General features: G+C 35.2%; 8 protein-coding genes and 2 pseudogenes. 9 read left to right on the plus strand and 1 reads right to left on the minus strand.

The genetic code is table 11. The features are described 5' to 3' along the window. Positions 1–367 precede the first annotated feature (367 nt). The 6 genes and pseudogenes from ODU34_RS09840 to ODU34_RS09865 form a co-directional block, all read left to right on the plus strand. Positions 368–610 (plus strand): annotated as a pseudogene (locus tag ODU34_RS09840) (methylase); the annotation flags it as partial. 17 nt (positions 611–627) lie between these two features. Further along, the gene (locus ODU34_RS09845; protein WP_029185830.1) at positions 628–1,116 is read left to right on the plus strand and encodes a hypothetical protein; all 489 of its coding nucleotides are present in this window, start codon (positions 628–630) and stop codon (positions 1,114–1,116) included. 49 nt (positions 1,117–1,165) lie between these two features. Continuing rightward, on the plus strand, positions 1,166–2,050 hold the full coding sequence (gene abiGI, locus ODU34_RS09850) for an abortive phage resistance protein AbiGI (RefSeq protein WP_105179220.1): 885 nt from the start codon (positions 1,166–1,168) through the stop codon (positions 2,048–2,050). Continuing rightward, positions 2,050–3,258: an abortive infection system toxin AbiGii family protein gene (locus ODU34_RS09855; RefSeq protein ID WP_105179221.1), complete on the plus strand. Its 1,209-nt coding sequence runs from the start codon at positions 2,050–2,052 to the stop codon at positions 3,256–3,258. The genes abiGI and ODU34_RS09855 overlap by 1 nt, the downstream gene beginning before the upstream one ends. Positions 3,259–3,295: 37 nt before the next feature. Then, positions 3,296–4,735 (plus strand): ATP-binding protein, encoded by a 1,440-nt coding sequence (locus ODU34_RS09860; RefSeq protein ID WP_105179222.1) that lies wholly within the window; start codon positions 3,296–3,298, stop codon positions 4,733–4,735. Positions 4,736–4,851: 116 nt separating this feature from the next. Continuing rightward, complete coding sequence (locus ODU34_RS09865; RefSeq protein WP_136647315.1) at positions 4,852–7,878, plus strand: DEAD/DEAH box helicase; 3,027 nt, start codon at positions 4,852–4,854, stop codon at positions 7,876–7,878. 703 nt (positions 7,879–8,581) lie between these two features. Here the strand turns inward: ODU34_RS09865 and ODU34_RS09870 are convergent. Beyond that, positions 8,582–8,923 (minus strand): helix-turn-helix domain-containing protein, encoded by a 342-nt coding sequence (locus tag ODU34_RS09870; RefSeq protein WP_105179224.1) that lies wholly within the window; start codon positions 8,921–8,923, stop codon positions 8,582–8,584. 130 nt (positions 8,924–9,053) lie between these two features. On the opposite strand from ODU34_RS09870, the gene ODU34_RS09875 reads away from it, so the two are divergent. The 3 genes and pseudogenes from ODU34_RS09875 to ODU34_RS09885 all read left to right on the plus strand — a co-directional run bounded on the left by ODU34_RS09875 (position 9,054) and on the right by ODU34_RS09885 (position 11,002). After that, positions 9,054–9,941 carry a hypothetical protein gene (locus tag ODU34_RS09875; protein ID WP_105179225.1) on the plus strand — a complete coding sequence of 296 codons (888 nt, stop codon included), beginning with the start codon at positions 9,054–9,056 and terminating at the stop codon, positions 9,939–9,941. 33 nt (positions 9,942–9,974) lie between these two features. Continuing rightward, a pseudogene (locus tag ODU34_RS09880) lies at positions 9,975–10,349 on the plus strand (SEC10/PgrA surface exclusion domain-containing protein); the annotation flags it as partial. Continuing rightward, a complete protein-coding gene (locus ODU34_RS09885; protein ID WP_261310916.1) occupies positions 10,334–11,002 on the plus strand; it encodes an SEC10/PgrA surface exclusion domain-containing protein in 669 nt (222 codons plus the stop codon). The pseudogene ODU34_RS09880 and the gene ODU34_RS09885, both read left to right, overlap by 16 nt. Positions 11,003–11,127 lie beyond the last annotated feature (125 nt).

Raw genomic sequence — 11,127 nt, forward strand, 5'->3', positions numbered from 1 at the left:
ATCTATTTTTATAATCATCAACGATTTCAAGAACGCAACAACGGCCTTGCCCCTCTTGAAATGAGGAACAAGGCCGTCGCCTAATCTTTTATTATTTCATTGTCCACTTGACAGGGAGCAGTTCACACCATGGGGTGTTTTTTTGATATTTTTTAGCAAAATTCACACCACTTTTCACACCAATATTTTTAATTTTTATTATTTTGGGTATCATTGATGTAAGTTTTTTATGAGAAAGTATTATTTTAGAAATGAGTATCTAATTTTATTTAGTGCTTTCCTTAGACAAAATACTAATGAAATCTAGTAGTGTTCATTGGAAAATGGTATAATGATAGTCAAGATAAACGTTTTCAAGGAGTTGGCTTTGGAAGAGAATTTAATCAAATCAAAACAACGTGTTCAAAAACATGGAGAAGTCTTTACACCTGCTTGGATGGTTCAGAAAATGCTGGATACTCCTGGAGTGAAAAAAGCTTGTGAAAGTGCATATAAGACCTTTCTAGAGCCATCTGCAGGTGATGGCAATTTTTTGCAAGCTATTTTGGAGAGAAAACTAAAGGCAGTGGTCAGACAGTATGACAAAAGAAATTGGAAAACAAAGTCTTTAGGAGATGGGGTAGGAATATGGAACCTTATATTACAGAATCAGTTGTCAATGCTGGAATTGAACTAGGTATATTAGCTGTCAAAGGAACAACAGCTAAAATAAATAGTAAAATCCAATCAATGAAAACTGAGCGTGAAGCGGATAAACTTAGAAGTGCTTACGATGACATTGTTAATGAGTTAATTATTGAAAGGGCTGAGGCTCTCCGGATTGCACAAATCTATAAAGAAGAATATGAAAAGGTCACTATTAAGGATGAGGATATAGAATATCTCCATAATACTCTTATTCGAATTATTTCTTTATTTAGCTCATTTGGGAATGTTACTGAAGAACAAACTGTATCGTTTCAACAGATGGCAGAACTACTGAATAAAGACACCTTGAAGACAATGCAACTGTTAGGTTTTAACTACAGAGAAGCAATAGGGGAGCCTTTGACTGAAGTATGCGCAAATACTATAAAATCTAAATTAGGAAATTTTTCTAAGGCTAAGAAAAAATAGAGCATTTTATAAGGATATCAAGGACAATAGTTAATATTTAGGAGGGGCAATGACAACAATTGTAAATTATCGAGCTAAGGAGGAGCTAGATGATTTTGAGGTTATTCAATCAAAGATTACAGCTAATGCGCTATTTAATTTTATGAGAGAGTATTCTTATTTGGAAAAAGCCATACTTAATATGGCCATTTGTCCGAGGTATTATCCTGAAGATATCAGTTATCTAAATTTGAAATACAACTCTAAAGATTTAACAGAGTGGTATATTCCTATGACATGTTTTTGTGATATTCCGTTACATCAGATAAGTTATCATGCTGAAGGAAATTCAATATTATTAAATGACAAGGGCTATGGTAAATTTTCAATAGCTTTTCATAAAGAGTTTGGTATCAGAAAAGGGATACAGCCAATTCATTATTTAAATACTAGCTCTGTTCAAGTGGAAGAGCTTACAGCTGCTTTGAATATATTGATAAATAAGGATAGTGACTACTCAGAGGACAGTGATATCCTAATGAACTTTATTTTTGAGTATATTCGGATGATTAAACCTTACACAGGTAAAATGAAACGCCGAGATAGAGATAATAATGTTATCGAAATAAAAAAGAATTTTCAAGATGAGCATGAGTGGAGATACATTCCTAAATTAAATCCTAGGGAACTTCCATTAATGTTAATTGAGGAAGAGGAAATTCGTGCTGAAGAAATTAACAAAATATATACAGATAGTATTCTGCAAACACGTGACGGTGTATTAAAATTCGATGTAGAAGATATCAGATATATATTTGTTGATACGATTCAAAATAGAAATAGGTTAATTCAATTTATCCGTCGAAAACGAAAAGGACGGCGACTATCATCTCAAGAAAAAGATGTTCTAATATCAAAAATAATGGTCTATGATGAGTTGAAGGAGGATTGGTGATGGCTATTTCAAAGTTTAATTCAGTATTTTCTAGAACGAATAACAAAGAAATAAAGGCTCCAACAGCTTTAAGGAAAAAACTTAATCTAGAGGCTCCAAAAGGATTCTCATATGAATTGATGGAAGGAACGGAGGATATGTATGTTTTACGTTCTAGAAAGAATCGTAAAGAGAACAGCTTTCAAGTGAGGATTAAGTTTCCGTTAGAATTTGAAGGTATGAAAATACAGAATATCAATGAATTAGTTGAGGCTATGTATAGGACTCAAAAAATTTTTATACTAGATGAATCGCTCCAAGAGAATCCTCCAACTATTATTCATTTAGGGAGTTCAGGTGTTACAAAACAAATGATAGGTTCTGCTGAGAAATTTCCTGCGCTGGAACCGTTAGAAGTCGAGAGTGGAGAGGAAAGACTTCTATTACCTGTTGAAAGAGTTCCGTATCCAAGCTTAACGAAAATAAAAATTGTTTCACGTAGAGATCAGTTGATGGATTTGGAAATAATATTGGATGAAGAATCAAATAACATCAAGATGACAGTGAAGCTAAATTATAAACATTTAATAACCTTGGATGATTATTTTAAAAATTTAGGTATTATCAGGTCGTTCTTTACAACTGGTATAAAGATATTTAATAAAACTTTGGTACCTGATAACAATCAAATTGAAGCGTTTCAGCAGAATCACATTTTTTTTGAAGCGCTTAGAGAAATACAAAGATTTTTTTCTGTTACTTTTGAGTTTCCACATAAAATTAGTAATGATGATGTCTATTTTACAAAAATTTTGTTTGAATCATTTATCAATAATAGATTAGTAGCAATCAAAAATAAAAACCAAATTGCTTTTACTTTTGATAAGGAGAAGTTTTATGCTTCAAGTCATCCTGAATTAGAGGATGGAGTCGAAATAGGGGTCGTTAATACTAGAGAGATAATATCTTTGGAGTTATTTGGGGTTGAACTGCAATTTTTAGAATATACTATTTATCCGAGGATGGCTTTCAAACAAAAGATAGATGAAAATCGAGAAGAAATTAAAATGATTTTTGATTTACCTGAGGAAAGTGAATATTATGTCTTGTTTTCACTAGATTCTATAAATGATTTTGATATGACAATAAAAGGTCAAGAGTTATTTGAACTAACTGATAATGCTGTATCTATTCAAGATATTGATTTTTCTAAGAGTGCCTCTCGGTAAAAGAAGGCGAATTTGACACTAGAAAGGAGATTTTAATTTGAAGTATAAGAAACCATTATCCCACTACCAATTTTCTCCAGAAAGTCAATATCTAGACAGAAAATCAGCTAGAAAGAAACCGTCTGAACTTCTCAAACACCTGATTGCTTTTGCAAATGCGGATGGTGGTCAGTTGGTGATTGGTATTGAAGATGAGAAACAGGGTAATATTATTACGGGTTTCAAAGATGGCAATGCCTATCCGATAGAAGATTTCAAAAAGATTGACCGTGAGATGCGTGACACTCCTTTGGATTTATCTTTTGAAGAAATCCCTGTCGTTAATCACAAGGGTGAGGAAGACTTTATTTTGGTCATCTCGGTTGAATTATCTTCAAACCGAGTGATTGCTGCGCCTAATGATGAAGTTTACCTGCGTCAGGGGGATGAAACGGTAAAATTAAGTTATGAACAACGAACTCAGCTCAGCTATGATAAAGGACAACGTTTCTTTGAGGATGAAGTTGTGGCTGACGCGACCTTGGAAGACATCAATGATGACCTGGTTCAGGATTTCAAAAATCGATTTGATATTTCAGACCGTTCGACAGAAGAAGTCCTCAAAGCTCGGCGTTTTCTGGTCAATGGAAAATTGACCAAGGCTGCTATCTTGCTTTTTGGCAAATACCCGTCAGCTTTCTTCCCTCAAGCTCGTGTTCGTTTTCAGCGGTTTGATGGCACGGACATGGGGACAGGGACTAGCTTTAATGTCATCAAGGAAGTAACCTTTGATGATGCTCTGCCAACCCTGATTATCAAGGCTCGCGATTTTATTCGTACCCAGCTGCGTGAGTTTCAATATCTGGATGACAATGGGCAATTCCAAATCTTGCCTGAATATCCAGAATTTGCCTGGTTTGAAGGTCTGGTCAATGCAGTTACTCACCGTGATTACTCGGTTTATGGGGATCACATTCGTGTGCTCATGTTTGATGACCGACTGGAGATTCATAGCCCGGGGAAATTGCCCAATATCGTCACTGTTGACAATATCAAGCATGAGCGGTTTTCAAGAAATCCTCGGATTGCCAGAACCCTGACGGAGTTTGGTTGGGTCCGTGAGATGAATGAAGGAGTTAAACGGATTTACTCAGAGATGGAATCAGCTTTTCTCCATGAACCAAAATACTCAGAGCCTGGAAATAAGGTTGTTCTAACACTTGAAAACAATATTGTCAGTCGCCATCTCCGTACGCAAGACAGCCTAGAAAAACAGTTCTCTGATTTTGGCGACCTTAATGCCGATGAGCAATTGCTGATTCACTACATGTATAATTCAGGTGAGAAAATGACAACGGCCAAAGCGATTGAACTGACAGGAAGAAGTCGCAAGTTTATTGTAAAAACGATGAAAAAATTACAAGAATTGGGGATGGTTGACTGGTATGGTGCAAACAAAAATGACAGAAATCAATACTATACTTTAACGAAAAATTAGCCTATCCTCTAAGAGATAGGATACAGTAGGATACAGTAGGATACAGTAGGATACAGTAGGATACAGTAGGATACAGTAGGATACAGTAGGATACAGTAGGATACAGAGGCTTTGTGATGGAAAAATTCAAACAAGAAATTAAGAATATTGGTTCAAATAAGTTAGCCTATTCAATAGACCTTAATAATCAAAAAATTACCAAATCAGAGATTGTAAAAAGCTGGGGCAAAGCGTATTCTGAGAAAGTTGCTAACGGTTCTTTAGGTAATGGATTGCGCCCTCCTCAATATGGTGCACTTTCTGCTATACGTTCTCATTGGGTTGTCTCTAATGAACCGGCCACAATAGTTTTACCGACAGGAACAGGAAAATCTGAAACAATTTTTTCGACAATAGTCTCAGAGCGTATTGCTACAACTTTGATTGTTGTTCCAAGTAATTTACTTAGAGAACAACTTTTTGATCAGGTTAAACATCTGGGGATTCTTCCTAAAATTTCAGTTGTATCTGATCAGGCAATTTTTCCTAATTGTCTATTATATAAATCTACTGTGAAAGATAGTGAAAAGGATATTTTATTTAATGGAATTGATAATATAAATATCATTATAACTACACCAGCACTGATTAAAGCGTTACCGAATGATCTGTTTGAAAAAATCTATTCGAACGTTGAATTAGTTGTATTTGATGAAGCTCACCATCTTGCTGCAAATGATTGGAGAAAAGTAAGAGATAAGTTCTCAGGTAAAAAGATTTTACAATTTACAGCGACCCCATTTCGAAATGATGGTAAGAAAATTGATGGAAAAATAATTTTTAAATATAGTTTATCTCTTGCTCTGCAAAACAATTATTTTAAACCAATTGATTTTCATCCTATCCATGAGTATAATATTACAAAATCGGATGAAAAAATCGCAGATGTTGCAGTTAAACTTTTGCAAAGTGATTTGGATAAGGGATTAAATCACATTCTTTTGGCGAGAGCTAACTCTAAAAAAAGAGCTGATGAGTTATTCGATAAAATATATTCGAATTACAAAATATATAATCCAGTGATTATACATTCTGATAGAAAAAAGTCGCAAAACAGAGATTCGTTAGATCTACTAAAATCAGGAAAATCACAAATTGTTGTATGCGTGGACATGTTTGGTGAAGGTATTGATATTCCTTCACTTAAAGTTGCTGCAATTCACGACAAATATAAGTCATTACCAATTACTTTACAGTTTATGGGAAGGTTTGCAAGGTCTGGTAAAGAAAGGTTAGGCAGTGCTAAACTGATTACTAATATAGCATCAGAAGACTTAAAAGAAGATATCGATGAATTGTATAGACGTGATGCGGATTGGACTAAACTGCTTCAAATTAAGTCAGATAGAGCAATAGAAAAAGAAGTTCAGATAGAAGAATTTATTTTCCAATTTGAAAAAACAAGAGCAAGTAATATTGACTTATCTCAAATAAAGATGAAAATTAGTTCTCGAATATATAAAACGGATGTGAAAGAGGTAAATATCAACGCCTGGAAAAATGTTCTGAGTGCAGAACATACTACTCACTTGATAAATGAAGAGAAGGGAATTTTAATATTTATTGAAGAAATAGAGAATACAGTTAACTGGTCTTATCAAAAAGATCTTGTCGAATATTTATATAATTTTTTTGTAATCTTTTTTGATGAGTATAGAGGTTTGATTCATATTAATGAGTCAGATAGTAGAAAAGGAAATGATTTGGTAGAGCAAATTTTTCCTAATTCTATGCAAATCAAGGGAGATGAGATTTACAGAGTGCTTGACGGTATTAATCGACTAATGATTGGAACACTCGGTTTAAAACAAATACCTGGAGGAAATGTCAGTTTTCGGATGTTTGCTGGGGTTGATGTAAGAAAGGGAATAAGTGAAGCAACTTCATTGGGTTCAATCAAATCAAATCTTTTTGGACATGGATACAGAGATGGAAATAAAATAAGTGTAGGTTGTTCTTATAAAGGAAAAGTTTGGATGAGATGGGTTGAAAGTCTTAATTTTTGGGTAGATTGGTGCCAAAAAATTGGGGCAAAAATTTTAGATACTAATATTGATACAAGTATGATATTAGAAAACTCACTTACTTCAGAAGTTGTTACAGAATTTCCGGATGGGGTTCCTTATAAAATAACACCTGACAGTATAATTGAAACTAGTAATTCAACTGCAAGGGCATTCTATATTGAAAAAGAAGATAAGCTGTATCATTTTTTTGAATCAGACTTTAGGAACCCTCGTCTTGAAAAAGGCTTATTGATTTTTGAACTTTGGATTAGTGAAAGAAAATTTATTTTCCAACAACACATAGATAAAAAGGGGTTTGGTTTTTTGCAAATTTCTGGAGATGACTTATTTATAAAGAGATCAAATAATAAGATTTTATTTTCACAATATTTAAAAGATCATAGTCCAACTATTTCTTTCATACAGAAGGATGGGGTTCGGGTAATGTTAGAGGGTAATCTACAAATTGTAGATAAACCGAGGAGTAAGGCATCGTTGTCAAATGAGATGCTTGTTCCGATAGAATGGAAAAAATATGGAACAAATATACGAAAAGAGTCTCAAGGTGTTGCTAAGGATAGAGCATCCATTCAATATGTAACTATAAATAAATTGATAAATACTGATGAATTGATAGTTTTTGACGATGATGGTTCAGGAGAAATTGCAGACATTGTTACAATAAGTGCTAATGAAGCAGAGCGCAAAATACTCATAAATCTGTATCATTGTAAATATTCACATGGTGATGAACCAGGTGCTCGTGTATCAGATTTATACGAAGTGTGTGGTCAAGCAGAGAAATCAATTATTTGGAAAGATAATTTATTAGATTTCCTTGATAGAATGATAAAAAGAGAGTCAATACGGATTTCTAAAAGACAGAGTTCTCGGTTTGAAAAAGGAAATATTAATGATTGTCGGACAATCAAATCTATGATAAAAGATGGCTTTAGTACTGATATGAGAATAACCATTGTACAGCCAGGTGTGTCGATTTCGAAACTAAGTACTGAGATGAAGCAATTGTTATTATCAACTGAGTATTATTTAAGTGAGACATATAATATTCCTCTTAACTGTTATTTCAGTGAATGAGAAATAGTTTTAAAATTCGAATACTCTATGCTTTTTATGAGTATGAATCTTGAGTGATATAAGTCACTAGCAAGTTAATATAAAAAAAGTTAATTATACAATGATTTTCCTGTTCATTTCCTCAATTACATAAGCTCCGAAAACGAATTTTTGGTAATCTAATGGTAATCCATTGTTTGTAGGATTAGGTTATAAGTGCTTATTTTTAATGAAACTGACTTTTGAAAGCTTGATTTAATAAGCTTTTATTGAGGTTTTACTTTTGCTACCCAAAACCAGGTCTTAAGAAAGCACGTAAAGCTTCACAATTCAGTAAACGTTAATCTGTTTGTTCGGATTATTGTACAACACAAACACTTCTCCATTTTGGGAAGTGTTTTTTTCTAAATTGACGAAACAGTAGCCGTAGCTGTTGCGACTTTAGTCGCTTACAGATATGGCTACACAGAAAACAAAGTTTTCGTGCCTCAAAACGTTAAGAACCAGCTACAATACAGTATTTACAACACTTCATGGTTCACACCATGGGGTGTTTTTTGATATTTTTTAGCAAAATTCACACCACTTTTCACAACAAATTCACACCGTTACTTTTTAAGATTGCAGAGTAGAAGGATATGAGTAGCAGAGACAAGGTTAGTATGTATTTTTGAATGTGATAAAAACGAGCAGGATCACGCTGCTCGTTTATGTGTATTTGCTACTAATCGTTTTCTCCGGCTTTTAGAATTGCATCGAAAATTAATAAATACTCTTTGCGTTTGTTACTGCTTAGATTTGATAAGTTTGTCTGCAAGGTGTCGAGTAAGGGATCTATCGGTTTGTCGATTGCTTGATAGTCATTGAAGAAAGTTGTTGTTGAAATGTTGAAGGCGCTAATTAATTTATCTAAGGTATTAACCTTGATGTTTGAACGTTCTCCACGTTCAATTTTTGCGATTGAAGACACATCGATATTGGCTGCTTCAGCTAATTGTTCTTGTGTTAGTTTAAATTCTTTTCGTAACTTTTGTACCTGTTTTGCAACATATTGATCAAGGGTCATTTCCTATCCTCCTATCCTCTAAGGATATATGTTTTTAAGGATAGTTAAAAGGTCTCAAAAGGACTATAAAAATAGACTTATAAGGATGGTTTGTGTTGTAATAGCTTTAATAAAAATATAGGAGAACAATATGAACAAGAAGATAATCCTTAATAGCTTATTGGTGCCGTTAGTTGCGTCGACTGGAGTGGTAGTTCAGGCAGAACAAGTAGATACTACCAACGTTCCGGAAACAGTTGTTGAGAACTCTGCTCAAAGTACAGATGCTACAACAGTTCCTACAAAGGGAGAAGTAGAACAAGCTAAATCCGAATTGGATGCGGCTAATACTGCGGTCGCAACTCAGGAAGCAGTTGTTGAAAAACAGCAACATGCGGTCAATACAGAAGCGGTTGCTGTAACGACAGCCAAAGAAGAATTGACATCAGCGAAGACAATTGCAGAAAATGCAACTGACGAAAATATCGCTGCTACATCACAAGCGGTAACTGAAGCTGAAACCAAAGTGACAGAAACTGAACAAGCTATCGTTAACGCACAGAATGTTGTAAGTGAACAAGAATCGGCTATTGCTACACAGGAATCGATTGTTTCTTCTGCACAGGAAAATGTTACTTCTAAACAAGCAGAGGTAACTTCAGCACGAGCAGTTGTTGATTCTGCCCAAGCTAGTCTTGACGGAACAGGTGCAAGCAAAGTGATTGCAGCTCAGGAAACCGCTCAAAACAATGTTACAACCGCTGAAACTGCGGTATCTACTGCACAAGATGAATTGGCTTCTGCCCTTGAAACAGACGCTGCACGTGCAATCTCTATCATTGAAAAAGAGAGAGTTGTAACATCTGCACAAGAAACAGCAACCACAGCAGAGGCAACATTGGAAGCTGCTCAATCAACTGCAGCGAGCACACAAGCGACCTTGGATTCTGCTACAAGCGCTTTGGCAACTGCAAAAGCGGATTATGACTCAATTAATACCATTTTTGTATCAGATGAATATGTAGAAGCACTAAGATAATATAAGGATAGTCGCTATGGCAGTGACGCTTACAAAGCCGCAGTTGCCAAATTAAAAGAGATCAACGAAGGTTTACGAGCAGCAAATACTTACAAATCAAATGCGAATGACAAGTTGATTGTAATTGAAGATGTAAACAATATGTCTGACGAGTTGCTAACAGAGCTTTCTTTATTTGCATCTGACTTGGTAAATCAAGTTCGAGCTAAATTTGGAACGGTCTCTACATCTGTAACTACAAGCAGTGTAAAAGCTTCTGATTTGGTAACTGATGGATATGTAGCAGATAACTATGGATGGGAAAGTATCGTAGAATTCAGCCACAACGACTCCACTCTGGATAAAGCAGGAAACTACTTTACTAAAGTGACAGTTGGAGAGAATTTAAACACCTGGAAAACCTTCTAAGTAGAACGAACGTAGATAATGTAAAATCACTTATCTACCGTGCTATGATTGACTTCCTATACAACGGACGTGAGTGGCTACACGCGTCATCTGTGACAGGTTTGGATCTTTCAAGTCGTGCTACTGCAACGTATCTTGGTGTAGATATTTCTTCAGTGGCAGGTGCAACCAGTGTCCACTTGAACGATATTGACACAACTGACCTCTGGTCTGGGAATACCTTCAGCACCACAGCTATCGCTAATCCAAATGATAGTGCAGCTATCCGTAGCACTTACGAACAGGCACAATCTGCTTACAATACTGCGTTGGCAACCAACCAGGAAGCACAGAAAGCCCTTGCTACTGCCAAAGATACAAATACAACAGCTCAGACAGCCCTTGCAACAGCTCAAGAAACTCTTCGACTTGCAAATGAAGCCGTGGCTAACTTGAACGCAAGTATTCAAGAAAAACAAGCAACATTGGCAGCTGCTAAAGCAGTTCTTGCAGAAAAAGAATCGACGCTCGCAACAGCAAAATCAGAGTTGGCAACAGAAGTAGCTGCTTTGAACAATTTGAAAAATCAAGTTGCTTCATCAAAAGCTACGATTACAGCTCTTGAAAATGAACTAGTAGGTCAGATTTGGAGTGTGAAATACGAATTGCTGTGAGGCTGGGCAAAAACTAGCTTCTCACATATAAAAAACGAGCAATTCCAATTAGGAGTTGCTCGTTTTCCATTTCATGCTTTATAATTATAATAACGACAAAACAACTAGAAAGGCATGAAAATGTA

The sequence above is a fragment of the Streptococcus sp. 2018WUSS126 genome, from assembly GCF_044427425.1.
Taxonomy (GTDB): domain Bacteria; phylum Bacillota; class Bacilli; order Lactobacillales; family Streptococcaceae; genus Streptococcus; species Streptococcus hashimotonensis.

Bases quoted from the DNA above. Each gene is read 5' to 3' on its own strand.
- ODU34_RS09845 (WP_029185830.1), top strand. From the start codon at position 628: ATGGAACCTTATATTACAGAATCAGTTGTCAATGCTGGAATTGAACTA.
- abiGI (WP_105179220.1), top strand. From the start codon at position 1,166: ATGACAACAATTGTAAATTATCGAGCTAAGGAGGAGCTAGATGATTTT.
- ODU34_RS09855 (WP_105179221.1), top strand. From the start codon at position 2,050: ATGGCTATTTCAAAGTTTAATTCAGTATTTTCTAGAACGAATAACAAA.
- ODU34_RS09865 (WP_136647315.1), top strand. From the start codon at position 4,852: ATGGAAAAATTCAAACAAGAAATTAAGAATATTGGTTCAAATAAGTTA.
- ODU34_RS09870 (WP_105179224.1), bottom strand. From the start codon at position 8,923: ATGACCCTTGATCAATATGTTGCAAAACAGGTACAAAAGTTACGAAAA.
- ODU34_RS09875 (WP_105179225.1), top strand. From the start codon at position 9,054: ATGAACAAGAAGATAATCCTTAATAGCTTATTGGTGCCGTTAGTTGCG.